This is a genomic window from Agrobacterium sp. ICMP 6402 (assembly GCF_009498615.1).
GTDB lineage: Bacteria > Pseudomonadota > Alphaproteobacteria > Rhizobiales > Rhizobiaceae > Agrobacterium > Agrobacterium burrii.
Map to the genome: position 1 here is coordinate 1,552,669 of NZ_QSNV01000001.1, position 25,834 is coordinate 1,578,502.

At 59.1% G+C, this 25,834-nt stretch carries 26 protein-coding genes; 7 read left to right on the top strand and 19 right to left on the bottom strand.

The window, feature by feature from the left end:
• The first annotated feature begins 9 nt into the window (after nucleotides 1–9).
• Both DXT96_RS07925 and DXT96_RS07930 read left to right on the top strand, forming a co-directional pair.
• Nucleotides 10–969 carry a sugar-binding transcriptional regulator gene (locus tag DXT96_RS07925; RefSeq protein WP_194287582.1) on the top strand — a complete coding sequence of 320 codons (960 nt, stop codon included), beginning with the start codon at nucleotides 10–12 and terminating at the stop codon, nucleotides 967–969.
• Nucleotides 970–993: 24 nt separating this feature from the next.
• The gene (locus DXT96_RS07930; RefSeq protein WP_153514092.1) at nucleotides 994–1,779 is read left to right on the top strand and encodes an SDR family oxidoreductase; all 786 of its coding nucleotides are present in this window, start codon (nucleotides 994–996) and stop codon (nucleotides 1,777–1,779) included.
• A gap of 147 nt (nucleotides 1,780–1,926) precedes the next feature.
• Here the strand turns inward: DXT96_RS07930 and DXT96_RS07935 are convergent, their stop codons facing one another.
• The 5 genes from DXT96_RS07935 to DXT96_RS07970 all read right to left on the bottom strand — a co-directional run bounded on the left by DXT96_RS07935 (nucleotide 1,927) and on the right by DXT96_RS07970 (nucleotide 8,710).
• Nucleotides 1,927–2,688, bottom strand: coding sequence for an ABC transporter permease (locus tag DXT96_RS07935; protein ID WP_149897281.1), 762 nt, complete (start codon nucleotides 2,686–2,688; stop codon nucleotides 1,927–1,929).
• Nucleotides 2,685–3,611 carry an ABC transporter ATP-binding protein gene (locus DXT96_RS07940; protein WP_149897280.1) on the bottom strand — a complete coding sequence of 309 codons (927 nt, stop codon included), beginning with the start codon at nucleotides 3,609–3,611 and terminating at the stop codon, nucleotides 2,685–2,687. Before DXT96_RS07940 ends, DXT96_RS07935 begins: the two co-directional genes overlap by 4 nt.
• 104 nt (nucleotides 3,612–3,715) lie before the next feature.
• Nucleotides 3,716–4,537, bottom strand: coding sequence for a sulfite exporter TauE/SafE family protein (locus tag DXT96_RS07945; RefSeq protein ID WP_149897279.1), 822 nt, complete (start codon nucleotides 4,535–4,537; stop codon nucleotides 3,716–3,718).
• Nucleotides 4,538–5,245: 708 nt separating this feature from the next.
• Nucleotides 5,246–6,547 carry an extensin family protein gene (locus DXT96_RS07960; RefSeq protein WP_149897278.1) on the bottom strand — a complete coding sequence of 434 codons (1,302 nt, stop codon included), beginning with the start codon at nucleotides 6,545–6,547 and terminating at the stop codon, nucleotides 5,246–5,248.
• 348 nt (nucleotides 6,548–6,895) lie between these two features.
• Nucleotides 6,896–8,710 (bottom strand): methyl-accepting chemotaxis protein, encoded by a 1,815-nt coding sequence (locus DXT96_RS07970; RefSeq protein ID WP_153514093.1) that lies wholly within the window; start codon nucleotides 8,708–8,710, stop codon nucleotides 6,896–6,898.
• Between the two features lie 241 nt (nucleotides 8,711–8,951).
• Between DXT96_RS07970 and DXT96_RS07975 the strand changes: the two genes are divergently transcribed.
• Nucleotides 8,952–9,266, top strand: a complete 315-nt coding sequence (locus DXT96_RS07975) for a DUF1883 domain-containing protein (protein ID WP_149897276.1) — start codon at nucleotides 8,952–8,954, stop codon at nucleotides 9,264–9,266.
• Nucleotides 9,267–9,346: 80 nt separating this feature from the next.
• Here the strand turns inward: DXT96_RS07975 and DXT96_RS07980 are convergent, their stop codons facing one another.
• Both DXT96_RS07980 and DXT96_RS07985 read right to left on the bottom strand, forming a co-directional pair.
• Nucleotides 9,347–10,663 carry a replication-associated recombination protein A gene (locus DXT96_RS07980; RefSeq protein WP_153514094.1) on the bottom strand — a complete coding sequence of 439 codons (1,317 nt, stop codon included), beginning with the start codon at nucleotides 10,661–10,663 and terminating at the stop codon, nucleotides 9,347–9,349.
• Nucleotides 10,660–12,066, bottom strand: coding sequence for a DegQ family serine endoprotease (locus DXT96_RS07985; RefSeq protein WP_153514095.1), 1,407 nt, complete (start codon nucleotides 12,064–12,066; stop codon nucleotides 10,660–10,662). The genes DXT96_RS07980 and DXT96_RS07985 overlap by 4 nt, the downstream gene beginning before the upstream one ends.
• 172 nt (nucleotides 12,067–12,238) lie before the next feature.
• Between DXT96_RS07985 and DXT96_RS07990 the strand changes: the two genes are divergently transcribed.
• Nucleotides 12,239–12,592 carry a lysozyme inhibitor LprI family protein gene (locus DXT96_RS07990; protein ID WP_153514096.1) on the top strand — a complete coding sequence of 118 codons (354 nt, stop codon included), beginning with the start codon at nucleotides 12,239–12,241 and terminating at the stop codon, nucleotides 12,590–12,592.
• A 13-nt stretch (nucleotides 12,593–12,605) separates the two neighbouring features.
• Here the strand turns inward: DXT96_RS07990 and DXT96_RS07995 are convergent, their stop codons facing one another.
• Nucleotides 12,606–13,607, bottom strand: a complete 1,002-nt coding sequence (locus DXT96_RS07995; protein ID WP_153514243.1) for a serine hydrolase — start codon at nucleotides 13,605–13,607, stop codon at nucleotides 12,606–12,608.
• Between the two features lie 433 nt (nucleotides 13,608–14,040).
• Nucleotides 14,041–15,876 (bottom strand): dihydroxy-acid dehydratase, encoded by a 1,836-nt coding sequence (gene ilvD, locus DXT96_RS08000; RefSeq protein ID WP_153514097.1) that lies wholly within the window; start codon nucleotides 15,874–15,876, stop codon nucleotides 14,041–14,043.
• A 312-nt stretch (nucleotides 15,877–16,188) separates the two neighbouring features.
• Between ilvD and msrP the strand changes: the two genes are divergently transcribed.
• A complete protein-coding gene (gene msrP / locus DXT96_RS08005; protein WP_153514098.1) occupies nucleotides 16,189–17,130 on the top strand; it encodes a protein-methionine-sulfoxide reductase catalytic subunit MsrP in 942 nt (313 codons plus the stop codon).
• Between the two features lie 2 nt (nucleotides 17,131–17,132).
• Nucleotides 17,133–17,780 (top strand): protein-methionine-sulfoxide reductase heme-binding subunit MsrQ, encoded by a 648-nt coding sequence (gene msrQ / locus DXT96_RS08010; RefSeq protein ID WP_153514099.1) that lies wholly within the window; start codon nucleotides 17,133–17,135, stop codon nucleotides 17,778–17,780.
• Here the strand turns inward: msrQ and DXT96_RS08015 are convergent.
• Complete coding sequence (locus DXT96_RS08015) at nucleotides 17,734–18,162, bottom strand: DUF2809 domain-containing protein (RefSeq protein WP_153514100.1); 429 nt, start codon at nucleotides 18,160–18,162, stop codon at nucleotides 17,734–17,736. The two genes, msrQ and DXT96_RS08015, sit on opposite strands and share 47 nt — an antisense overlap.
• A 56-nt stretch (nucleotides 18,163–18,218) precedes the next feature.
• On the opposite strand from DXT96_RS08015, the gene DXT96_RS08020 reads away from it, so the two are divergent.
• Complete coding sequence (locus DXT96_RS08020) at nucleotides 18,219–19,091, top strand: DUF817 domain-containing protein (protein ID WP_153514101.1); 873 nt, start codon at nucleotides 18,219–18,221, stop codon at nucleotides 19,089–19,091.
• 161 nt (nucleotides 19,092–19,252) lie between these two features.
• Here DXT96_RS08020 and rplQ read toward each other — a convergent pair whose 3' ends face one another.
• The 9 genes from rplQ to rpsE form a co-directional block, all read right to left on the bottom strand.
• A complete protein-coding gene (gene rplQ, locus DXT96_RS08025; protein ID WP_149897268.1) occupies nucleotides 19,253–19,678 on the bottom strand; it encodes a 50S ribosomal protein L17 in 426 nt (141 codons plus the stop codon).
• 120 nt (nucleotides 19,679–19,798) lie between these two features.
• Nucleotides 19,799–20,809 (bottom strand): DNA-directed RNA polymerase subunit alpha, encoded by a 1,011-nt coding sequence (locus DXT96_RS08030; protein WP_003495228.1) that lies wholly within the window; start codon nucleotides 20,807–20,809, stop codon nucleotides 19,799–19,801.
• A gap of 195 nt (nucleotides 20,810–21,004) precedes the next feature.
• Complete coding sequence (gene rpsK / locus DXT96_RS08035) at nucleotides 21,005–21,394, bottom strand: 30S ribosomal protein S11 (RefSeq protein WP_003495225.1); 390 nt, start codon at nucleotides 21,392–21,394, stop codon at nucleotides 21,005–21,007.
• A gap of 138 nt (nucleotides 21,395–21,532) precedes the next feature.
• Entirely contained in the window at nucleotides 21,533–21,901 is a 369-nt protein-coding gene (gene rpsM, locus DXT96_RS08040) for a 30S ribosomal protein S13 (protein WP_003507791.1), read from the bottom strand.
• Between the two features lie 306 nt (nucleotides 21,902–22,207).
• Nucleotides 22,208–22,798 carry an adenylate kinase gene (locus DXT96_RS08045; protein WP_153514102.1) on the bottom strand — a complete coding sequence of 197 codons (591 nt, stop codon included), beginning with the start codon at nucleotides 22,796–22,798 and terminating at the stop codon, nucleotides 22,208–22,210.
• Complete coding sequence (gene secY, locus DXT96_RS08050; RefSeq protein WP_149897266.1) at nucleotides 22,795–24,135, bottom strand: preprotein translocase subunit SecY; 1,341 nt, start codon at nucleotides 24,133–24,135, stop codon at nucleotides 22,795–22,797. Before secY ends, DXT96_RS08045 begins: the two co-directional genes overlap by 4 nt.
• 334 nt (nucleotides 24,136–24,469) lie before the next feature.
• Nucleotides 24,470–24,949 carry a 50S ribosomal protein L15 gene (gene rplO, locus DXT96_RS08055; protein ID WP_046798172.1) on the bottom strand — a complete coding sequence of 160 codons (480 nt, stop codon included), beginning with the start codon at nucleotides 24,947–24,949 and terminating at the stop codon, nucleotides 24,470–24,472.
• 16 nt (nucleotides 24,950–24,965) lie between these two features.
• Nucleotides 24,966–25,172, bottom strand: coding sequence for a 50S ribosomal protein L30 (gene rpmD, locus DXT96_RS08060; protein ID WP_003495212.1), 207 nt, complete (start codon nucleotides 25,170–25,172; stop codon nucleotides 24,966–24,968).
• Between the two features lie 11 nt (nucleotides 25,173–25,183).
• Nucleotides 25,184–25,753 carry a 30S ribosomal protein S5 gene (rpsE, locus tag DXT96_RS08065; RefSeq protein ID WP_149897265.1) on the bottom strand — a complete coding sequence of 190 codons (570 nt, stop codon included), beginning with the start codon at nucleotides 25,751–25,753 and terminating at the stop codon, nucleotides 25,184–25,186.
• Nucleotides 25,754–25,834: the final 81 nt, after the last annotated feature.

The following is a 25,834-nucleotide window of genomic DNA, read 5'->3' on the forward strand; positions in this document are numbered from 1 at the left end:
GGAGGACTTATGGGCAGGATCAACGAACTTCGAATGATATCCCGCGTGGCGCAGATGTATTTCAGCGAGCACAAAAGGCAGGCGGAAATTGCGCAGCATCTCAACCTGTCGCAGGCCACTGTCTCGCGCATGCTGAAGCGTGCCGAGGCGGAAGGCATCGTCCGCACCAGCATCATTCCGCCGCCCGGCACCTATACCGATCTCGAAGCGCAACTGCGCGAACGGTTCGACCTGCCGGAAGCCATCGTGGTCGATTGCAGCGAGGACCGTGACGGTGCGATCATGGCCCGCATTGGCGAGGCAGCGGCGCATTTCCTCGAGGTGACGCTGTCGCAGAACGAGATCATCGGTGTTTCCAGCTGGAGCCAGACGATCTTCAAGATGGTGGAAAACATCCACCCGCTGAAGGGCGCCAAGGCGCGTTATATCGTCCAGACTTTGGGCGGCATGGGCGATCCTTCCGTGCAGACGCATGCGACCCAGATCACCACGCGGCTGGCACGGCTGACGGAAGCCGAACCGAAGCTGCTGCCGGTGCCGGGCGTCGCCACCTCGCGCGAAGCCAAGCTCTTGATGCTCGCCGATCCCTTCGTGCGCGAAACCATCGATCTCTTCGGCTCGATCACGCTTGCCATTGTCGGCGTCGGCGCGGTCGAACCGTCGGAGCTTCTGGCCCGCTCCGGCAACATCTTTTCCGCCAAGGAACTCGCCGATCTCGCGCAGGCAGGTGCCGTTGGCGACATCTCGCTGCGCTTCTTCGACAAGGACGGCAAACCGGTCAAGACGCCGCTCGACGACCGGGTCATCGGCCTGCCGCTGGAAAACCTCTCCAATGTCGACCGCGTCATTGCGCTGGCCGGCGGTTCGAAAAAGACCGAGGCGATTGCCGGTGCCTTGCGAACCGGCGTGATCGACGTGCTCGTCACTGATAAATTCACCGCCGAACGACTGGTCGGCACGCAAACATAGCCAAAATCCCATAAAGGAGGAGACATGAGGCGCTTTGAAGGTCAATCCGTATTCGTGACCGGAGGCAACAAGGGCATCGGTTACGGCATCGCCCGCCGTTTTGCCGAGGAAGGCGCGAAAGTCGCCATCGCCTCTGTCGACAAGGACACGCATGACGCCGCCAAAAAACTGGCGGACGAAACCGGCGCAGCCACCCACGGCGTCATCCTCGATGTGCGGGATGCGGCAGCGGTGCGCGACGCCTATGGCGCTGCGGAAGACGCGATCGGCGCGCTTTCCATCTCCGTCCAGAACGCCGGCGTCATTACCATCTCAAAGATCGAGGATCTGACGCAGGAACAGTGGGATTTCAATCTAGACGTCAACACCAAGGGAGCGTTCCTCTGCTGCCAGGAGGCGATCCGCCGCTTCCGCGAAAGCGGCACCAAGGGCCGCCTCGTCAATACCGCCTCCGGCCAGGCGAGGCAGGGTTTCATCTACACCCCGCATTATGCCGCTTCGAAATTCGGCGTTATCGGTCTGACGCAAAGCCTTGCCAAGGAACTGGCACCGGAAGGCATCACCGTCAACGCCATTTGCCCCGGCATCATCCATACCGAAATGTGGGACTATAATGACCGCGTCTGGGGCCAGATGCTCGGCGAATACAAGCCCGGCGAGTTGATGGCCGAATGGGTGCGCAACATCCCCATGCGTCGCGCCGGAACGCCCGCCGAAGTGGCGGCCCTGGTGGCGTTTCTGGCGTCCGAGGATGCGGCCTATATCACCGGCCAGACGATCAACGTCGACGGCGGATTGATCATGTCTTGAGGGCTTAGCCTCTCCCTCGTCATCCTCGGGCTTGTCCCGAGGATCCAATCACGTTCAATTAAATCAATCGGTTGCAGATCCTCGGGACAAGCCCGAGGATGACGTCGCGCATGAGGGAAGCTCCGCGATCTCTGACGATTTGGGCCGTCAGTTGCGCAGCCGGTAACCCGTCTTGAACATCCAGGCGACAACACCGAGGCAAACCGCCAGAAACAGCGTGATCATCGCAAGGCTGATCACCGGATTGACGTCGGCGATCTCATAGAAGCTCCAGCGGAAACCGCTGATGAGGTACAGCACCGGATTGAAGTGGCTGACCGTCTGCCAGAAGGGCGGCAGCATGTCGATGGAATAGAAGCTGCCGCCAAGGAACGTCAGCGGCGGCACCACCAGCATGGGAATGAGGTTCAGTTGCTCGAAATTCGTCGCCCAGATGCCGATGATGAAGCCGAACAGGCTGAAACTGATGGCCGTCAGCACGAAGAACAGCACCATCATGAACGGGTGGGCAATGTGGATATCCACGAAGAAGGTGGCCGTTATCAGGATGATCGTGCCGATCATCAGCCCCTTGGTCGCCGCCGCCCCGACATAACCGGCGACAATTTCCGTCATCGAGACGGGCGCGGACAATATCTCATAGACCGTTCCGGTGAATTTCGGGAAATAGATGCCGAAAGAACCGTTGCTGATACATTGGGTCAACAGCGTCAGCATGATCAGGCCGGGCGTTATGAAAGCGCCATAGGAAACCCCGCCAACCTCCTGAATCCGCGAACCGATCGCGGTTCCGAACACAATGAAATAAAGCGATGTTGAGATGACCGGCGAAATCACGCTCTGCAGCAGTGTGCGCCGCGTGCGCGCCATTTCGAACAGGTAGATGGACTTGATGGCTTCGAAATTCATTTCTGGCCTCCCACCAGCGAAACGAAGATATCCTCAAGCGAACTCTGCCGCGTGGAGATATCCTTGAAGTGGATGTTGGCGGCGGAAAGAGCGCCCAGAAGATCGGCGATGCGTCCCTGCTCGCCATTGTCCTCGATTTCATAGGTAAGCGTACAACGGTCATCCGAAAGCGTCAGACCGAAAGACGCAAGGCTATCAGGCAGTTGCTCCACCGGCTGCGCAAGCTCGAGGAAAAGCTGCTTGCGGCCGAGCTTCTTCATCAGCGCTGTTTTCTCTTCCACCAACAGCAATTCACCGCCATTGATGACGCCAACGCGGTCGGCTATTTCTTCCGCTTCCTCGATGTAATGCGTGGTCAAAATGATGGTGACGCCCTTGGTGCGCAGCTCGGAAACGACATTCCACATGTCGCGGCGCAGGGTCACGTCCACGCCGGCGGTCGGCTCGTCGAGGAACAGCACCTTCGGCTCATGCGCAAGCGCCTTGGCGATCAGCACGCGCCGTTTCATGCCGCCGGAAAGCTCCCGCAGCATGTTGTCCTTCTTGTCCCACAAGGACAGGGACCTCAGAACGCTTTCGATCAGTTGCGGGTTCTTCTTTTGCCCGTGCAGGCCGCGCGAGAAGCTTACCGTGTTCCATACGGTCTCGAACATATCCGTCGTCAGCTCCTGCGGCACGAGGCCGATCAGGGCGCGGGTCTGGCGAAAATCTTTCACCACATCATGCCCGCCAACGAAAACGGAACCTTCTCCCGGATTAACCAGACCACAAACGATGGAGATCAGCGTTGTTTTTCCGGCACCGTTAGGACCCAGAAGAGCGAGGATTTCCCCCTCTCTGATATCGAGGCTGACGCCTTTGAGCGCCTGAAAGCCATTTGCGTAGGATTTGGTCAGATTCCGTATCGAAACAATGGCATTCATCGCGAATCTTTCGAAAAACCGAGTAAGATGCACGCCATATAGGCCGTGGGAGGCGCAAATGCCAGCCCGGCGGGCTGAACACTGCGTTCGGCGATCAGGGAAAATCAGCCGTAGACGCTGTAGAAAAACTGCGCCGCGACGAAGACCAGAAATACCCCGAAGGCCCGCTCCAGCTGCTTTTTGCTGAGCGCATGCGCCAGTCGCGCGCCATAGGGCGCGACAAGCAGCGTAATGGGGATCAAAAGCACCACGGCGATCCAGTTGATGAAGCCGGTCGAAAATGGCGGTAGCCCCGCATCACCCCAGCCGGCCCAGATGTAACCCAGCAGCCCCGGCAGCGAAATCAGCACACCGACACCCGAAGACGTGGCAACCGCCTGATGGATGGTGCGTCCATAAAGCGTCATGAAAGTATTGTTCATCACCCCGCCGCCCACGCCCATCAGGCCGGACAGCAGGCCGATGCCGGTGCCGACGGCAAACCGGGTCGGATTTTGCGGCAGGTCGGAGCCGAGATGCCAGCTTGCCCGGTTGACGATCATCCGGAAGGCCAGCGCAAGCGCGATGAAGGCGAAGATCAGCCGCAGCGCGACACTGGAAGCATGAGCAGCCACGACAGATGCGAGGATGGTGCCAAGCGGCACGGCAATGATCCAGCCTCGCAGAAGGTCGATATCGACCGCGCCCTTCTGGCGATGCGTCAGAAACGAACGGATGGAGGTCGGCACGATAATGGCAAGCGATGTACCGAGCGAAAGATGCATGCGCACCGCCTCCGGCACATCAAGAAGCCCGAAGACATGGTAAAAGACCGGCACCAGAACCGCGCCGCCGCCAATACCGAACAGCCCCGCCAGAAGCCCCGCGACCACACCCGCCGCCGCAAGCGCCACGGCAAACGCCATTATCTCTGAAACAGGCGGCATCAAAGCAGGCTCCCCAGGGGCCGTTGTCACAAACATGTGACGCTCATAGCGTATCAGAAAAGGGCGGCAAGCCATGTTTGCCGCAGGTTAGTACGGCGCGATGTCTTTTGCCGCAAATCCGCACCGGATGGACCGCTTCTTGGGACCATGTCCCATTGCATGCCCTTGCAAAGACGCCGATATCCCCCCGATAAGGCAGTCTTCTTCACCGGCCTTCGGGCCGGTCTTTTTTTGGGCATTTGACAGGGGCGTATGTGTTGGGAGATGGATGCCAACAAACGCCGATCTGTCCAGCGAATGTCGTCCCGTACCACCAGGCAGGTCTCACCGAACGTCCTAGATGTTAGCTTTCAGGAGGTTGTTCGTTGACAATGGATCGAGGGTGCGTGGGGCTTACCCCCCTCTGCCCTGCCGGGCATCTCCCCCACAAGGAGGGAGATCGGCAAGGGGCGCTACCACCACTTCATTCTCGAGCTTGAGATGGGCGAGACCTTGCCGCAGATCGATCTCCCCCCTTGTGGGGGAGATGCCCGGCAGGGCAGAGGGGGGGTAAGCCCCACGCACCCTCGATCAGTTGTCAATGGACAACCTCCTGAAAGCCCACACCTGGAGCATCGGAACGAAAAGTGTATTGCGGTTTTCGGAAAATCCGATTCTCAAACAAAATCTGAGAGCGGCGGGACCGAATTCGATTTATCTCTCGCCGCTCTAATCGCAATGCCTGTAACCGGATTTACGGGTACGCAGATCGAAATGAAAATGGTTCCAGTGATTGGGATCGCTGCCCGGCCCGAGAACGGTCGAGAAATATTTGCAGCTATCGGACCTCACCGCCTTCAGTAGCGCTTTCTCCCGGAAGGCAAAGAAGTTCTTGCTGCGGACGTCGATTTCCTTGCCGTTCTTGAGCGTGATGGTGCCGATATCGATGGCGTTGCCACGTGCATGTTCGGACCAGGGGTTGCTGGAGCGCGAATTCATCTTGCGGCAGGAGTAACCACCCATCGGCGTGATGCGGCCAACGCCGGAGAGATAACGGAAGCGCGAGGATGGCACGAGTTCGAACTTCACCCATTTGGCAAAGGCAAGCGTCACCTGGCAATTAAGCTTCACGGCCGGCCGGATGGCGACACCGCTGGCCAGACCGCTGAGTTCGATCGGGTAATCGATGCCGCAGGTCGGGCCGTCGGCGATACGCGCCACATCGCGGAAAGCGACGCCAAGACGGCGCAGCTCGGTGCGGCAGGCAACTTCCGAGGAAGGCATGATGCCGGGCGGCATCGACGACCGGTTGCTTTGCCCACCGCGCGCCATCGGATCATTTGGCATCAGCATGGCAACCTCCTCCACCGGCTGGCGGCGGGAAGACGAGCCAACCGGTGGCGGCGGGATCAGCCGTGATTGACTGGTGCCCTGCTGTCGGCGAGGAGGAGAGACGGCCACCGGATTGTCGGTGCCGATACCATCCACCACCGGCTGCTCCGAAACACCCTCGGCAATATCGGCATCCTGCTCTTCTGCAAGCCCTCGAACCGGTTCCACGCCCAGCATGGAATCCATGTTCACCCCGGCCTCGCCTTCGGCCATCTGACTGTCAGCCATCGGCTGCGACTGCGAGGACATCGTCTGGTTCTGCATGGGCTGCGCTGGCATGGTCTGCGTCTGGGCGCTGTGACCGCCGGCGGCCATACGCGCCTGATGCTGAGTGTCGAGTGTGGAATAACCCTGTCCGCCCTGTGGCGATTGCAGCAGGGGATCCTGCGAAGCGTAAGGCTCCGGCATCGGCTGTGACACGGCCGCGGGATAATCGGTGGCCTGCCCGGCCCGCTCGGCCTGGTAGACCGCACCCGGCGGTGCGCTGTAGCCCTGCTGCCGCGACGACCTTATGGCGCTGACACGCGTGGTGCCATCCACCTCCGCCGGTGGAACGAGGCCTTCCGCCGAACAAGACACCATGACCGTGGAAATCATCAGCAACGTCACAAGACGACGCGGAAGGGAAACATACGCCATACGAGAACCTGTACCTTCAGCGGCCGCAATCGCGGCAATACAGGTCAAATTTTAAAGAAATGAGGTAAACGAAACCTTATTGGTTGCCGGAAATAACGAATGGCTAGTTTTGCGGTCCATCTGATGCAAAAGCCCGGCCAAGCCGCATCCGTGGAGAAGAGAAAGTTTGAAGAGCTCTCCGCCGTAATACTCGGTCCTGTCCCGAGCATCTGCAACCGATTGATTTTACGAGGCGTGGTTGAATCCTCGGGACGAGCCCGAGGATGGCGTCGAGTGTGGTTGAAGGTCCGTCAACAAGCTAAGGGCGCAGCCAAAGCCGCGCCCTCCTCGCTATCTCAGATAGATAAATCAAGCCGCCCGAGAAACCTCGCGCCCTGCCCCATGTCCCAGTTCGAAACGGGAAAGCAGCGAGCGCAGCTGCTGGCTTTCCTCGGCCAGCGTCTGGCTGGCCGCCGTCGTCTCTTCCACCATGGCGGCGTTCTGCTGCGTCATCTGGTCCATGTGGTTGACGGAAGTGTTGATCTCCTGCAGGCCGGTCGCCTGTTCGCGCGCCGCCGTGGCGATGGAGTTGACGTGGCCGTCGACACGGTTGACCAGCGCCATGATCTCGTCCAGCGCATCGCCCGTCGAACGAACGAGCGCCACGCCGCCACCGACCTCTTCTGCAGAGCGATTGATCAGCGTCTTGATCTCCTTGGCGGCATTGGCAGAGCGTTGCGCCAGTTCACGCACCTCCTGCGCCACCACGGCAAAACCGCGTCCCGCCTCGCCCGCCCGTGCGGCCTCAACCCCGGCATTCAGCGCCAGAAGGTTGGTCTGGAAGGCGATTTCGTCGATGACGGAGATGATCTGCCCGATGCGTTTGGAGGAATCCTCGATACGGCCCATGGCATCAACGGCGTTGCGAACGATCTCGCCTGAGCGGCCGGCACTGGTTTTCGTGTCCTGCACCATCTGCCGGGCCTCATTGGCCCGCTCGGAAGCCGTGCGCACCGTGGCGGTAATCTCATCGAGAGCCGCCGCCGTCTCCTCCAGAGCCGCCGCCTGCTGTTCGGTCCGGCGCGAGAGATTGCCGGTCGCGCCGCTGATATCGGAGGCGCTGTCATTGACGACATGGCCGGTTCGGGCAATCGCCTCGATGGCGCCGTGCAACGCGCCGACTGCACGATTGAAATCCATGCGCAATTTTTCATAATCCGCGCCGATATCGGCAAGCTCAACGGTCAGATCGCCATTGGCAAGCGCCTCCAGCGAATTGCCGAGCTGGGTCATGGCGTGGGCCTGACGTTCGGATGCCGAGCGGAGAACCGTTTCATTGCCTCGCCGCGCCTCTTCCAGTGCCCGCTGCTGGTCAGCCTCACGGGCCTGCAGGGCGCTGCGCTCATTGACGCTGTCACGCAAGACCAAAAGTGTCTTGGCAATCGCGCCGATTTCGTTGCGGCGGTCAGCAAACTGGATTTCGGCCGCGCCGTCACCATCGGCGATCCGCTTCATGCTCTGGCGGATCAGGTCGATCGGCCGCGTCACGCTGCGCACGACGGCGGCAGCCACGCCGATGACCAGAAGGGCAGACAGAACGCACAGACCGATGTTGAAATAGGCATCGTTCCAGAACACCGCTTCCAGATCGTCGACATAAACGCCGGTGCCAACGATCCAGCCCCAGGGCGCAAAACCGGCGACATGGGAGAATTTCTCGACCGGGTCCGGCGCGCCGGGCTTCGGCCAGTAATAATCGACAAAGCCCTGACCGCCCGCCTTCACCGTGTTCACGAATTCGACGAACAGCGCCTTGCCGTTCGGATCCTTGTTGGCGGTAAGATCGGTGCCGTTCATTTCAGGCTTGATCGGATGCATCACCATTTTGGGATGCATGTCGTTGATCCAGAAATAACCGCTGCCCTTGCCATAGCGCATCGCCGCGATTGTCGTCTTGGCCTGCTGCTGCGCGGCTTCCCGTGTCAAGCTACCGCTCTGCTCCAGACGATAATATTGCTCGAGAATGGCGACCGCGGTTTCGTTCATCGACGCAAGCCCGGCTTTGCGCTCACGTTCCATCTCATGGAAGGTCTCGAACAGGCTGAACGTCAGCGCTGCGGTCAATATTGCCAGAAACAATGCGACGAGCGCATAAAGGCGCATAGATATCGTGACGTTTTTCATGTTCCCCCAACACCATTGACGACACTTCGATCAGGCGATGTTAAAGGCTAAAAATTTATTATTATTAAATACACATATTATACGTTGGTATTATTTCCATAGACATCGGCCTTGTCGTCAAACCGTTCGAAACCGGCACGACAGGCTGCAATTTTCGAGCGGGGTCGGCGGACTTTAAAGACGCCGTTAACCGTGAGGCCCTATTCTCTTTGACCAAAATACGGGTACAGGGAGGCGCGCGATGGCACGGCCGAATTTCCGCTTTACGCATTATGATCTCAAGGAATTGCGGGCCGGCACGGTCATTGAAGTGTCCCTGTCCGCCATTAACAACGTCCGACTGATGACGGGTGCGAATTTCCAGCGCTTCACCGAATTGCTCGACTTCAAATATCTCGGCGGCGTCGCGAAAAAATCGCCGGTGCGCATCACCATTCCCGAAACATTGCACTGGCATTTGATAATCGACGCCGAAGGACAAAACGGCCTGGCAGAATCCTCAGTTAAGATGCTGCCGGCGCAGCCGCAGGTCGCGCCGCATCGCAAAGCATCCTGATTTCTTTAATAAACAAAGAGATAGCGCCGCTTTGCGACTCTTTTTGCCAAGCACATGAATCTGTTTGTGAAGAATGCCGCTTAACGCGATCCACGCTCGCGGCGCAGCTTCGCCCACCAGTCGAGACGCTTGCGGATTTCCCGCTCAAAACCCCGGTCGGGCGGATCGTAAAAGGTCGTACGGCCCATTTTCTCCGGGAAATAATCCTGCCCCGAAAAGGCATCCGGCTCGTCATGGTCGTAACGATACCCATCGCCATAGCCCTCACCCTTCATGAGCTTGGTCGGGGCGTTCAGAATATGTTTGGGCGGCACCAGCGAACCGTTTTCCTTGGCCGCCCGCATCGCCGATTTGAAGGCGGTATAAACGGCGTTGGATTTCGGCGCGGTGGCGAGATAAACGCAGGCCTGCGCCAGTGCCAACTCGCCCTCCGGTGAACCAAGATAATCATAGGCGTCCTTGGCGGCATTGCAGACGGCAAGCGCCTGCGGATCGGCAAGGCCGATATCCTCCACTGCCATGCGCACCAGCCGCCGCCCCAGATAAAGCGGGTCTTCGCCGGCATCGAACATGCGGGCCAGGTAATAAAGCGCCGCGTCCGGGTCCGAGCCGCGAACCGATTTATGCAGCGCCGAAATGAGATTGTAGTGACCGTCCTGGCCCTTGTCGTAAAGCGGAGCACGGCGCTGCACGATGCGCGTCAGCCCTTCGGTGTCAAAAGTCTCGTCCTTCCTCGCCGCGCGCCAAACCTCTTCGGCAAGTGTCAGTACGGCGCGACCATCGCCATCCGCCATGCGGACCAGGCTCGCCCGCGCCTCCTCCGTCAGTGGCAGGGGTTTGCTCTCCGCCTCCTCAGCTCGTTTCAGAAGTTCACTGAGACTATCCTCATCATGCGAACCAAATGTCAGCACCCGCGCCCGCGACAAAAGAGCGGCGTTGAGTTCGAAGGACGGGTTTTCGGTGGTTGCGCCCACCAGAATGATGGTGCCATCCTCCATGACCGGCAGAAAGCTATCCTGCTGGGCGCGGTTGAAACGGTGTATCTCGTCAACGAACAACAGCGTCTGCCGACCGTTCATCCGACGTGTCCGCGCGCCTTCGAACACCTTCTTGAGATCTGCGACACCGGAAAAGATCGCCGATATCTGCTCGAAAGCCAGTCCCGCCTCACCGGAAAGCAGGCGGGCAACCGTGGTCTTGCCGGTTCCGGGCGGCCCCCAGAAGATCATCGACCCCAAGGAGCCGCTGTCAATCATCCGGCGCAGAACGCCCTCTTCGCCCGTCAGATGCGGCTGCCCACTTACCTCCGCTAGCGTTTTGGGACGCAGGCGATCGGCAAGAGGCCGCCGATTGGCGACCTCGACAGGCACTTGCGGGGCAAAGAGGTCATCACTCATCGCAGGAACTGCCGGATGCGCTGCCCGTCACGCAGTATTTCCACCCGCCAGAAGCCGGGATTGTCATCCAGCGCCTTCTCGACCGCCGCCGTGGAGCCGATATCCGCACCATTCAGCGACAGAATGACATCCTTCGGCTGGAAACCGACACGATAGGCCGGGGAACCGCGCTTCACATCGGTGATGACGACGCCTGTCACCTGCGACGGCATACGCAACTCATCGGCAAGCTTCGGCGAAAGATTGGCAACGGTCGCACCGGCGAAGGGGTTGCGGCCCTCGATCAGGCGTTCATCACGCGGCGCGGTTTCCGGCGCCGTGTCCAGTGCGATGGTCAGCTTCTTTTCTTTGCCCTTGTCCATCACGGTAAGCTCGGCAGATTTACCGATGCCCGCCGTCGTCAGGCGATAACCAAGAGCGTCGGGATGCTCGACCTCGAAACCGTTGACGGCAGTGACGACCTGTCCCGGCTCGATACCCGCCTTCTCCGCCGGGCCGTCCTTGACGACACTGACGACGAGTGCACCACGGGCGCGATGCAGACCGAGCGCCTCGGCGACATCAGACGTCACTGGATCGAAAGTCGCGCCAATATAGGGGCGTTGGAAATTGGCGTCTCCGCGCTCAGCCGCAGCGACGAACACGCGGACGAGGTTAGCAGGAATGGCAAAGCCGATGCCGTTAGACCCGCCGCCCTTGGAAAAGATTGCCGTGTTGATGCCGATCAACTCACCCGCCATGTTCATCAGCGCGCCGCCGGAATTGCCGGGGTTGATGGAAGCATCGGTCTGGATGAAGAAGCCGAAATCGCCCTGTGTCACCTGGTTGCGCGCCAGACCCGAAACGATACCGCTCGTCACCGTCTGGCCGACACCGAAGGGGTTGCCGATGGCCAGCACCAGATCACCGACTTCGATGGCGTCCGAATTGCCGAGCGACAACACCGGGAACTGTTCCTTCGCATCGATCTGCAGAATGGCGAGATCGATGCGGTCGTCCTTCATCAGCACCTTGGAGGAAAACTCGCGTCCATCCGCGAGCGCCACCTTGATATCGTCAGCGCCATCAATGACGTGATTATTGGTCACCACCAGGCCGCCGGCGGTCACGATCACGCCCGAGCCAAGCGACGACTGTTTTTCCGTGCGGTTCGGCATCTGCTGGCCGAAGAACTGCTCGAAGAACGGGTCGCCGGCAAAGGGCGACAGACGCCGCTGCACGACGCGCTCGGCATAGACGTTCACCACAGCTCCTGCGGTGCGCTTGACCAGCGGGGCAAAGGAAAGCTGCATTTCCGTTTGGCTTGCCGGCACGGTCTTGTTGTCCTGCGCCTGAACGCCCGCTGGCAAGAGAATGAGCGCGGCGAGAAAGCCGGTGGACAGATACTTCAACACGCTTCGCATGTGATTCCTCATCGTCATCAGTATGATGGAGTTATAACGCCAAAGCCTGTAAAGCAAAGAGCGGCAAGATGATGGCCAGCCTTTTCCCTGTGCAGGCCGGTTCCGGAGATTGGAACCACCGACGCCCCTTTTTGGTTTCATCGGCATCGATTGTCCTTGAAAGAAACGATCCATGCATCTGAAACAGACTTTTCTCGCCTGCGGCCTCCTCCTCTGCGTCTCCACGTTCGGTTCGCCCGCCGCCGCTGCCAGCTTCGATTGCGCGAAGACCGATCTCGCAGCCGACGAAAAGGCGATCTGCGACAACCGCTCCCTGAACGACCAGGATGTGAAAATGGCCACCACCTTCGACATCCTCACCCAGCTGATGGCCATGGGCGCGCGCGATGCGCTGCGCGACGAACAGAGCCAGTGGCTGAAGAGGCGGCAGGAATGCGCAGCTGACGTCGCCTGCCTGACAAAAGCTTATGAAGAGCGGATGACGAAGCTCGGAGAAGCCTTCCAAAGCATCAACAGGCCGCTGTGACTGGCAACGCCAGTCAGGCTGCCCGAATGATATTCTCCATCAGCCCGTGCAGCTGATCGCGATAACCGGTTCGGGCTGAAGGCGCGTCTTCGCGCGACGTCATGACCACGGAAAGCCGTTTGGCGGGAACGATGTAAAGCATCTGCCCGCCATAACCCCAGGCATAATAAACCTGCTCGCCAGCCATCTCCTTGATGAACCAGCAATAGCCATAACCATCACCATTGAAGACGGAATTGGTGCGCTGCTGCCAGGATTGATCGATCCACCCCTGCGATATCAGCCGTTCGCCGTCCGGCGTCACGCCGCCACGCCGGTAGAGTTCGCCGAATGCCAGCAACGACCGCGCCGTCATCGCCATCTGATTGCCGCCGAGATAGACGCCCTGCGGATCACGCTCCCAGCCGCCGATGGTAAACCCCTCGAGCGGCCGAAACCAGTCACGGGCCAGAGCCAGCGTCGAGCGGCCGGAGGCTTTGGTCAATATCGCCGAAAGCAGATGTGTCGAACCGGTGGAATAAAGCATGCCACCATCGGGTTCTCCGGCAAAACCGGAACCAAGCGCCATACGCACCCAGTTGCGGCTGGCAACCCAGCGACCGTAATTCGGCCCGGACATGCGCTCCAGACCCGATTGCATGGACAGCAGATTGCCGATGGTGATCCGCTCCAGTCGCGGATCGGGGTTTTGCGGAAAATCACTACGCAGAATGGTGGCGATCGGCTGATCGGCACCCGATAGTATCTTCTTGTCGATAGCCATGCCGACCAGCGCCGAAATGACGGATTTCGAGGCTGATTTGATGTTGGTGGAGCCGGTGAGGCTCGCGCCGTGATAGGCACGGCTGGCAATCTCCTCGCCATCAATACTGACGATGACAGCCTTGAGGCTGGAAAGCGCATCTGCCTCCCTCAATAACGGGTCGAAACTGGCGGCATTGCTGGCGGTCTGCGCGCTGGCAAGCGGGGCAAAAGGCAGGGAGGCGATAAGGGCGAGTGCGGTTCGTCTTTTCATGAGGTTGAAGTTAGGCATCGCTGCGTCCGGGAAAAGAGCGGATGGACGAACATCACTCCAATGTGACTGCGGCATGGCCAGCGGCGAGCTGATAAATTCGAATTTATTATTTCAAAACAGAATGTTGAACGAAGTTGGAGAATCACCTTCTGAGGCAATTGAATCTGTTTGTGAACGAAGCACATCACCTATTTGAGGACAGCAAAAAGCCGCTCGGAGAGCGGCTGATTGAACGATGGTAAGTCTCACGTCACATTCGACGTCATCCTCGGGCTTGTCCCGAGGATCTAAGAACGCCGCGTAAAATCAACCGGCTGCAGATGCTCGGGACAGGCCCGAGCATGACGGAGGAGAGATTTTCAACCTTTCTCATCAGGTTTTAGCCGCCCCGCGCGACGGGGCGGTTGAGTACCTCCACGACCAAGACCAAACGTTACTCCGGCAAAATCCGCACTGCGCCCCTGTCCGCGCTCGACGCAAAGGCCGCATAGGCCTTCAACGCCGTCGTGACATTGCGCTTGCGCGGTGCCACCGGCTTCCAGCCCAGTGCTTCCTGCTCGGCCCGGCGCGCTGCCAGTTCCGCATCAGTCACCTTCAGGTTGATGGTGCGGTTGGGAATGTCGATCTCGATCAGGTCACCCTGACGCACGAGGCCGATTGCGCCGCCCTGTGCCGCTTCTGGCGAAGCATGGCCGATGGAGAGGCCTGACGTGCCACCAGAAAAACGACCGTCGGTGATGAGAGCGCAGGCTTTGCCGAGGCCCTTGGATTTCAGGTAGCTGGTCGGATAGAGCATTTCCTGCATGCCCGGTCCGCCCTTCGGCCCTTCATAACGGATGACGACGACATCGCCGGCCTTGACCTCGTTGCCGAGAATGCCCTTCACCGCAGCGTCCTGGCTTTCGTAAACGACAGCCGAACCGTTGAATTTCAGGATGGACTCATCGACACCCGCCGTTTTCACGATGCAGCCGTCAAGCGCGATATTGCCGTAAAGGACGGCCAGACCGCCATCCTTGGAGAAAGGCTTCTCAACCGAGCGGATAACGCCGTTATCGCTGTCGGTATCCAGATCGTCCCAGCGCGAGGACTGGCTGAAAGCCACCTGCGTCGGCACGCCGCCGGGGGCGGCCTTGAAGAACTGACGCACCGTTTCGCTGTTGGTACGGGTAATATCCCAGCGGTCGATGGCGTCACCAAGTGTCGCCTCGTGCACGGTATAGGTATCGCGATTGATGAGACCGCCACGCTCCAGTTCGCCCAGAATGCGCATGATGCCGCCGGCGCGGTGCACATCTTCCATGTGCACGTCCTGCTTGGCGGGCGCGACCTTGGAAAGGCAGGGAACCTTGCGGGAAAGACGGTCGATGTCTTCCATGCCGAAATCAACGCCGCCCTCATGGGCTGCCGCCAGAATATGCAGAACCGTGTTGGTGGAGCCACCCATGGCGATATCCAGCGACATGGCGTTTTCGAACGCCGCCTTGTTGGCGATGGTGCGCGGCAGAACGGTTTCGTCATCCTGCTCGTAATAACGACGAGCCAGATCAACGATCAGATGACCGGCCTCGACGAACAGACGCTTGCGATCCGAGTGGGTGGCGAGCGTCGAGCCGTTGCCGGGCAAGGACAAGCCCAGAGCCTCGGTCAGACAGTTCATGGAATTGGCGGTGAACATGCCGGAACAGGAACCGCAGGTCGGGCAGGCCGAACGCTCGATGACCGCCACGTCCTCATCGGAAATCTTGTCGTCGGCGGCAGCCACCATGGCGTCAACCAGATCGAGCGCCACCGTCTTGCCATGCAGCACGACCTTGCCCGCTTCCATCGGACCGCCGGAAACGAAAACGGCGGGAATGTTGAGGCGCATCGCCGCATTCAGCATGCCGGGGGTGATCTTGTCGCAGTTGGAAATGCACACCATCGCGTCGGCGCAATGGGCATTGACCATATATTCGACCGAGTCAGCGATGATCTCGCGCGACGGCAGCGAATAAAGCATGCCGTCATGGCCCATGGCGATGCCGTCATCAACCGCGATGGTGTTGAATTCCTTGGCGACGCCACCCGCCGCTTCAATCTCGCGGGCAACCAGCTGGCCAAGATCCTTGAGGTGCACATGGCCCGGCACGAACTGTGTGAAGGAGTTGACTACGGCGATGATCGGCTTGCCGAAATCGCTGTCCTTCATGCCGGTGGCGCGCCATAGGCCGCGCGCGCCCGCCATGTTGCGGCCGTGGGTTGTCGTTCTGGAGCGATAGGCTGGCATGGTGTTTTCCTCGATCTCAATAGCGAAGAGCGCATGTCCGCAGCGCGGTCAAAACAGCTCTCGCCCTATTTTGCGGTTTTTCTAGCGCAAACCGCAAGCCCTGTCACTGTCACCTTCGGGCAAAACAGTACGGTTCGGTACGGTACGCTTGTCTCCAACTGCACATAGCGGGTGGCTTACCATCACAAATGCGCGATTTGTGCCGCCCGGCCGCAGTTTTTACGCACAGCACTGAAACATATCTGTGCAGCAGCCGTATAGGCTATCATAATCGATTTATCGCCGACGCGCCCGGCTTTTGTGGAGATTGAAATGTCCGCCTATCGTCCGCCCCTGATCGTCTCAAGCGAAATCACGCCGAAGAATATCTACCTGTCCCGACGCGGCTTCCTCGGCACGGCGGCGGGGCTAGCCGCGATCGGGCTTGCAGGCCGCGAGGCGATCGCCGCACCGCTTTCCGCAAAACCCGGCGCCTATAAGCTGGATGAAAAGCTCACGCCGCTCGATGCCGTCACCAGCTACAATAATTTCTACGAATTCGGCGTCGGGAAATCCGACCCGAAGGAAAACTCCGGCAAGTTCAAACCCACCCCGTGGACGGTGAAGGTGGACGGCCTCGTCTCCAAACCGCAGGAATTCGGCATTGAAGAGCTGATGAAATATCCGCTGGAGGAGCGTACCTATCGCATGCGCTGCGTCGAGGGCTGGTCGATGGTCATTCCGTGGATCGGTTTTCCGCTTGCAAGCCTGCTCGACAAGGTGGAGCCGCTTGGCAGCGCGAAATACGTCACCTTCGAAACCGTAGTCCGGCCGGACGAGATGCCGGGCCAGCGCGGTCTGTTCCAGCCCCTGTCCTGGCCCTATATCGAAGGCCTGCGCCTTGATGAGGCGCGCCACCCGCTGACCCTCCTCGCCGTTGGCCTTTACGGAGAAACGTTGCCGAACCAGAACGGCGCGCCGATCCGGCTCGTCGTCCCATGGAAATACGGCTTCAAGGGTATCAAATCCATCGTCAAGATTTCGCTGGTCGAAAAACAGCCGGAAACGACCTGGAAAAACTCCAACGCCCGCGAATACGGCTTCTACTCCAACGTCAATCCGCATGTGGACCATCCGCGCTGGAGCCAGGCAACGGAACAGCGCATCGGCGAAGGCGGCTTTTTCGGTACCCAGAACCGCCCCACCCTGATGTTCAACGGGTATGACGATGTGGCGAGCCTTTATACCGGCCTCGACCTCAAGGCGAATTACTGATCATGGCCTTCGCCCTGTCGCTTCCCTCGCTGCCGAAGCGTTACCAGCCGGCGGCCATCTGGCTGGTCTATGTGATCGGCCTCTGTCCCGGCATCTGGTATTTCTATCTCGCCGCAACCGGCGGCCTCGGCTTTAATCCGGTCAAGGATTTCGAGCACCTGCTCGGCATCTGGGCGCTGCGGTTCCTGTGCATCGGATTGCTGGTCACGCCGCTGCGCGACCTGTTCAACATCAACCTCATCGCCTATCGCCGTGCTTTGGGGCTGGTCGCCTTTTATTACGTGCTGGCGCATTTCACCGTCTATCTGGTGCTTGATCGCGGGCTGGTCTTCAGCTCCATCGCCGGCGATATATTGAAGCGGCCCTATATCATGCTCGGCATGGCCGGACTTGCCATGCTCACACCGCTGGCGCTGACCTCCAACCGCTGGTCCATCCGCAAGCTTGGCAGCCGCTGGAACACATTGCACAAGCTTGTCTATCTCGTGCTCATCGTCGGCGTGCTGCATTTCGTGCTGGCGCGGAAGTCAATCACGCTGGAGCCGGTGTTTTATATCAGCACGATGGCAGTGCTGTTGGGGTATCGGCTGGCGCGGCCGACGATCATGGCGGCGAAGCGTGCGAAGCGCGCCAGACCCGTCCGACAATGAAGGACGCGACCCCAATTCCCACGACATAACAGACGATATTCCACAGCGAAAAAACCCGGCCGAGCAGCAAAGCCCCGGCCGTCGTTGCACGAAACGCATCAAGCGACGGAAAATGAACAAGCCGTACGAGTTCCACAGCAACGGCGAGAAGAATCGCGGCTTGAACCTGATAGTCGTTCCAGCGCAAGGGAAAGACGGCCGCCAGCAGCAGATATACCATCGCGCCCCAGAGCACGGATCCGCCATATTTGACGACCACGAACGGTAGCCCCACGTCGTAACCGAAGGTCCGCAGGCAAAGACCGCAAACGATCACCAGCATCGCAGCCCCCAAAAGCCGGAGGCGCGCGAAATAAAACGGGGATAGGCGTGGCTGGCCCATGCGGGCTCCTTCCGGTTTTCGTATGAAACGTGACGGATGCAAATCGAGGCGTGAACATGAGCACAGGGACAAGTCCAGCCGCAAGCCGCCTCTCGGTTTTGGACAATCTGCTTTGCGATACCTATCCCTGGGGCGAACTCAAGGGTATCCGGCGCTTCATCGTCGAGTTTTTATACTTCGGCATCAAGGAAGCCCGCGCCTGCTTGTTTGCGGGATTGTTCTTCATCTCCATCTTTGTGGTGCCGCATGGCGGCCTGTTCGGCATTCCGCGTTATGACGTGCTGCTGATCATTGCGCTCGGTATCCAGTTCTTCATGATCTGGAGCAGGCTGGAAACGCTCGATGAGGCCAAGGCCATCCTGCTGTTCCATATCGTCGGCTTCGCATTGGAGGTCTTCAAGACCTCCAGCGCTATCCAGTCATGGTCCTATCCGGATTTCGCCTACACCAAAGTCTTAGGCGTCCCGCTCTTTTCCGGCTTCATGTATGCCGCCGTCGGCAGCTACATCATTCAGGCGTGGCGTCTGCTGGATGTGCGCATTCGCCACTATCCCAGCTACTGGATGGCAACGCTGATCGGTATCGCCATCTATGCCAACTTCTTCACCCACCACTTCCTTGGGGACTACCGCTGGTATATCGCCGCCTGCGCCATCGGCCTTTATTCACGCGCAACCGTGGTCTACCGCCCCTATGATCGCGACCGCAAGATGCCGCTGCTGCTTGCTTTCATCCTGATCGGCTTCTTCGTCTGGCTGGCGGAAAACATCTCCACCTTCTTCGGCATCTGGAAATATCCCGATCAGATCGGCGCCTGGTCCGTCGTGCATATCGGAAAGTGGAGTTCATGGTCGCTGCTGGTCATCATGACTTTCACCATCGTTGCGCACCTCAAGCACATCAAGGCCCGTATCCACGTTCCTGAGTGAGAAAAGCTCTCTATCAAGGTGAAGGGGGGAATTCGCCGCCCACGCGCTGACCGTGAACTGAATGCTCTCGCCTTTTGACGTCAATGCCATGGCCTAACGAAAAAAAGCCGGACGATCTCTCGCCCGGCTTTTCAACTCACGACGCCCAAAGGCGTCAGACCTTATGCAGCTTCGGCAGCAGCGATCTCAGCGGCAACGCGAGCCTTGTCGGCTGCGCCCTTGGCGTCGACGTCGCGCTCGACGAATTCAACGACGGCGAGAGCCGCGTTGTCGCCCTGGCGGTAGCCGGCCTTCATGATACGCAGGTAGCCGCCGTTGCGGGTTGCGTAACGCGAAGCGATCGCGTCGAACAGCTTGCGAACGGCGTCCTGATCCTTGATCTGCGAGATCGCCTGACGACGAGCGTGCAGGTCGCCGCGCTTGCCGAGGGTCACGAGACGCTCGACGATCGGACGGATTTCCTTCGCCTTCGGAAGGGTGGTGACGATCTGCTCATGGGTGATGAGCGAAGCAGCCATGTTGGCAAACATTGCCTTGCGGTGGCTGGCGGTTCTATTGAGCTTGCGGCCTGAATTACCGTGGCGCATTGCTATTCTCCTTCTACGCAGGTTTCCTTTTAGGGCCTGCCGTTTCCTGGCACATGCAGATGACTTATCTGCTGTTTGACGGGGAAAGGCAGTCTTTAAAGGGTCTGCCTTTTTTGCTTGTTAATATTGGTCTTCGTAACGCTTTGCGAGATCTTCGATGTTCTCTGGCGGCCATGCTGGCACTTCCATGCCGAGGTGCAGACCCATGGAAGCGAGAACTTCCTTGATTTCGTTCAGCGACTTGCGACCAAAGTTCGGCGTGCGGAGCATTTCGGCTTCGGTCTTCTGGATCAGGTCGCCGATATAGACGATGTTGTCGTTCTTCAGGCAGTTTGCCGAACGAACCGACAGCTCGAGCTCGTCGACCTTCTTGAGAAGCGCCGGGTTGAACGCGAGTTCGGTAACCGATTCTTCTTCTGCTTCCTTCTGCGGCTCGTCGAAGTTGACGAAGACGCCCAGCTGGTCCTGAAGAATGCGAGCGGCGAAGGCAACGGCGTCTTCGCCGGAAACCGAACCGTTGGTCTCGATCGTCATGATCAGCTTGTCATAGTCGAGAACCTGACCTTCACGGGTGTTTTCCACCTTGTAGGACACTTTCTTGACCGGAGAATAGAGGCTGTCCACCGGAATGAGGCCGATCGGGGCATCTTCCGCGCGGTTGCGCTCAGCCGGTACGTAACCCTTGCCGTTGTTGACGGTGAATTCCATGCGGATTTCAGCGCCATCATCCAGCGTGCAGATCACGTGGTCGGGGTTCAGAATCTCGATGTCGCCAACCGTCTGGATGTCACCAGCAGTCACGGCACCCGGACCCTGCTTGCGCACGACCATGCGCTTGGAATCGTCGCCATCCATCTTGATGGCGATTTCCTTGATGTTGAGCACGATATCCGTCACATCTTCCCGAACGCCGGGGATGGAGGAGAATTCATGCAGGACACCGTCGATCTGCACGGCCGTTACAGCGGCGCCACGCAGGGAAGACAACAGAACGCGACGCAGCGCGTTGCCGAGGGTAAGACCGAAACCACGTTCCAGCGGCTCGGCAACCAGCGTTGCCTTGGTGCGGCTGGACGAGGTGAACTCGACCTTGTTCGGCTTGATAAGTTCCTGCCAGTTCTTCTGAATCATCTTTAAACCTTCCGTTCGCCGCCACCATCCAATCGTGACGGACCGAGCATGAAAACACCGAGAGGAACCTAATTCAGTGGTTCATCAGTGGGTTCTTGAGCGCAAGTCCGTCGATCGAAATCGACGCGCACACGCCAGATACACGAAAATTCCGCCAGACCTGAGGTAAGGCGGAATTTCCGAACCACGGTCGCGTCAGACGCGGCGCTTCTTGCGCGGACGGCAACCATTGTGCGGGATCGGCGTCACGTCGCGAATGGAAGTGATCATGAAACCGGCAGCCTGCAGAGCGCGAAGTGCCGATTCACGGCCGGAACCCGGACCGCAAACTTCAACTTCAAGCGACTTCATGCCGTGTTCCTGAGCCTTTTTCGCGCAATCTTCAGCAGCGATCTGGGCAGCAAACGGGGTCGACTTGCGCGAACCCTTGAAGCCCTTGGCACCAGCAGACGACCAGGCAATAGCATTGCCCTGTGCGTCGGTGATGGTGATCATCGTGTTGTTGAAGGTCGAGTTGACGTGCGCGACGCCCGACGTGATATTTTTGCGTTCGCGACGACGGACGCGTGCGGCTTCCTTGGCCATTGTATACCTTTCATTGATCTCTTCACCGCCGTAACACCAGCGGCCACACCGGCGATCGACCCGTATCCGGGCTTCACGCCAAACTCAGAAAGGCTGGCGCGGACTGCACCAGCCTCCCCTTTCCGGAGAACCGGAAAATTACTTCTTCTTACCAGCGATAGCCTTCGCCGGACCCTTGCGGGTGCGGGCGTTGGTGTGCGTGCGCTGACCGCGGACCGGAAGGCCACGACGGTGACGCAGGCCGCGGTAGCAGCCGAGGTCCATCAAACGCTTGATGTTCATCGACGTGTCGCGACGAAGGTCGCCTTCGACCTGATAGTCGCGGTCGATGGCTTCGCGGATCTGAAGAACTTCAGCATCCGTCAGCTGATGAACGCGCTTGTCAGCCGGAAGACCGACCTTGTCCATGATTTCCTGCGCGAATTTCGGACCAATCCCGTGAATATAGGTCAGCGCAATAACAACGCGCTTTGCAGTCGGGATGTTGACGCCAGCGATACGTGCCACGTCTTTTCTCCTTGGTTCCAGTTGCCATCCGGCAAGTGGTGATTCCAGTCGAGCGACCAACAGGGCCGCCAGTTCAAAATTGATGTCCGTGACAGGTCAAAACGACCGTACCCGGATCTCCCTTCCCTAAGGGAAATCCGCGCCAGTCGCTTGGGATGTCGCGAGTTGGCGCGGTGTTTAACGGAATCAGCGCAAAAAAGCAACCGGCTCCGCCAAGATTCTTTTGCTATCCAAAGGATGAGCTAGATCATGAGAGTGGCAAATCGGGCGAAAATCGCCAGCAGATTTTGCCACCCCGCCCCAGCCTTAGGCAGAGGCCTTTTCGAGAACGTTTTCGATAGCCTCGGTCACGGCATCGACATCCGCCATGCCATCCAGCGTCACTAGCTCGCCCTGCTCGCTGTAATAGCTCGACAAAGGCGCTGTCTTCTCGCGATATTCCGTCAGCCGCTTGCGGAAAGCTTCCGGATTATCGTCCGAACGAACAGTGCCGCCGGCGGCAATGGTTTCCGCGACCCGGTTTTCGATTCGGCGAATCAACGCCTCCTCGTCCACCTTCAGTTCAATGACGGCATCAAGGGCAAGATTCTTCTTGCGCATGTTCTCGGCAAGCGCCTTGGCCTGCGGAACGGTGCGCGGATAGCCGTCTAGAATAAAGCCCTTGGCACAGTCAGGCTCTTCGATGCGTTCGGAAACGATCTGATTGACGATATCGTCGGAAACCAGCCCGCCGGCGTCCATGACGGCCTTGGCTCGTTTGCCGATTTCGGTGCCCGCGCTAACCGCAGCGCGAAGCATGTCACCGGTTGAAAGCTGCGGGATCCCGTACTTGTCAGTCAGCCGCTTGGCCTGGGTTCCCTTGCCCGCACCCGGCGGACCCAAAAATATCAGTCTCATCGTCCCCTCTTTCCTCCACGCAACTTCGACTTCTTGATCAGCCCTTCATATTGCTGCGCGATCAGATGACCCTGAATCTGCGCAACCGTGTCCAGAGTTACACTGACAACGATCAAAAGCGAAGTACCACCAAGGGCTAATGGAATGCCCGTGCGTGCGATAAGTGTCTCAGGAAGGATACACACGAAGACCAGATAAACCGCGCCGACCACCGTGATACGGGTCAGGACGTAATCGATGTACTCCGCGGTGCGCTCGCCCGGACGAATGCCCGGAATGAAGCCGCCATGCTTCTTGAGGTTATCGGCCGTGTCCTTCGGATTGAAGACGATAGCCGTGTAGAAAAACGCGAAGAACGCGATCAGCAGGCCGTAGAGCGCCATGAACAATGGCTGCCCGTGCTGCAGCGACGCGATGATCGCGGTCGCCCAGGACGGCAGATTGGTGTTTCCGGCGAAACCGGCAGCCGTCGCCGGCAGAAGCAGCAGCGAGGATGCGAAGATCGCGGGAATGACGCCGGCGGTGTTCAGCTTCAGCGGCAGATGCGAGGTATCGCCCTGGAACATCCGGTTGCCGACTTGTCGCTTCGGATATTGTATCAACAGGCGACGCTGGGCGCGTTCCACAAAGACGATCAGCGCGATAACGCCGATGGCGACGATGACGACCATGAGAATGAGCGGCGTCGACAGCGCACCGGTGCGGCCGAGTTCCAGGGTGCCGGCAAGCGCCTTGGGCAGGCCTGCGGCAATACCGGCGAAGATGATAAGCGAAATACCGTTGCCGATACCGCGCGACGTGATCTGCTCACCGAGCCACATCAGGAACATCGTGCCGCCGAGCAGCGTGATGACGGTGGAGACGCGGAAGAACCAGCCCGGATCGACCACAAGGCCGCTGCCGCTTTCAAGGCCGACTGCAATGCCATAGGCCTGCAGCGTGCCGAGCAGCACCGTACCGTAACGAGTGTACTGGTTGATGATCTTGCGGCCGGCTTCGCCTTCTTTCTTCAACGCTTCGAGCGAGGGCACGACCGAGGTCATGAGCTGCACGATGATCGAAGCGGAGATGTAAGGCATGATGCCGAGGGCGAAGATCGCCATGCGCTCGACAGCGCCACCCGCAAACATGTTGAAAAGACCGAGAATACCGTTGGCCTGGCCCTGGAAGGCCTGCGCATAGGCTTCGGGGTTCAGGCCCGGAAGCGGAATATGGGTGCCAAGACGGTAGACGAGGAGTGCGGCAAGAGTAAACCAGAGACGCTTTTTCAGATCCTCCGCCTTAGCGAAGGTCGAAAAATTCAGGTTCGAAGCCAGTTGTTCCGCTGCGGACGCCATAAATTTCTCCGAATGACCCTTGCCAGCCAGCAAAACCGACCGATGCGGAAAGGTCTAAAAGATACCGGTTCAAAAACCGGGCTTCGGACGAACACGGCTCTGCGCCGCCATCATGCCTCACCCTGTTTTTTTATGTCCTATCCCCTCCCCTACGGAAGTTCAAGAACTGTGAGGCTCTCCCTGCAGCACTTTATGCCGCAAGCGGCGCGCATAACAGCTGCACCGCGAAGAGTTTGCCATGATGCATCTCTAAATCGATTTAGATCGAAAGCAACATAAGCCAGGGAGCGCAGACGCCCGGAGCACGAAGCCCCGGGCGCCTGAAGTCTATATATTACTCGGAAGCTTCGGCTGCAACCACGAGAAGCTTGATAGAGCCGCCGGCCTTCTCAATCTTTTCGAGTGCGGGCTTGGAAGCACCGGCAACTTCGAAGGCAACCTTGGCCTTCAGCTCGCCGTCGGCGAGAATGCGAACGCCGTCCTTGACGCGGCGGATGACGCCGGCTGCCTTGAGAGCAGCAGCATCGATCGTTGCGGACGCGTCGAGCTTCTTGGCGTCGATGGCGGTCTGGATGCGGCCGAGCGACACAACAGCATATTCGGAACCGAAGATGTTGTTAAAGCCGCGCTTCGGCAGACGACGGTAGATTGGCATCTGACCGCCTTCGAAGCCGTTGATGGCGACGCCCGAACGAGCCTTCTGACCCTTCACACCGCGACCACCGGTCTTGCCCTTGCCAGAACCGATACCGCGACCTACGCGGATACGGTCCTTGGAGGAGCCTTCGTTGTCTCTGATTTCATTGAGTTTCATGATAGGTTACTCCGTCTCACTTCTCGTCAACGACGCGAACGAGATGCTGGACCGCACGGATCATGCCGCGAACCGCCGGAGTATCTTCCAGGGTGCGCTGACGATGCATCTTGTTGAGACCCAGACCGACCAGCGTCTGACGCTGGATTGCCGGGCGGCGAATAGGGCTGCCGATCTGTTCGACCGTGACAGTCTTCTTGGCTTCAGTAGTTTTCTTGGCCATGATCCAGCTCCTTATTCTTCAGAAGCGTTGCCGGACGCGGCGCGGCGAGCCTGAAGGGTCGCAAACTTCAGACCGCGCTGTGCAGCGATGTCCTTCGGATGAACCTGATGCTTCAGAGCGTCGAACGTTGCACGAACCATGTTGTAAGGGTTCGAGGAACCGGTCGACTTCGCAACGACGTCATGAACGCCCAGCGTTTCGAAAACAGCACGCATCGGACCGCCGGCGATGATACCGGTACCGGCCTTGGCCGAACGCAGCAGAACCTTGCCTGCGCCGTGACGGCCATTGACGTCGTGATGCAGCGTGCGGCCATCGCGCAGCGGAACGAAGATCAGATCGCGCTTTGCGCTTTCAGTGGCCTTGCGGATCGCTTCCGGAACTTCACGAGCCTTGCCGTGACCGAAGCCAACGCGGCCCTTCTGGTCGCCGACAACAACGAGAGCGGCGAAGCCGAAGCGACGGCCACCCTTAACAACCTTTGCAACGCGGTTGATCGCGACCAGCTTGTCGACGAATTCGCTATCGCGTTCTTCGCGGTTCTGGCGATCGTCGCGAGAACCTCTTTTTTCCTGTGCCATTGTCCTTGTCCTTTTTCTTTTACGGGTGGAACGGCAAACGAAAAGACCACCGGCCTCGATGAAGAGACCCGCATGGTCCGG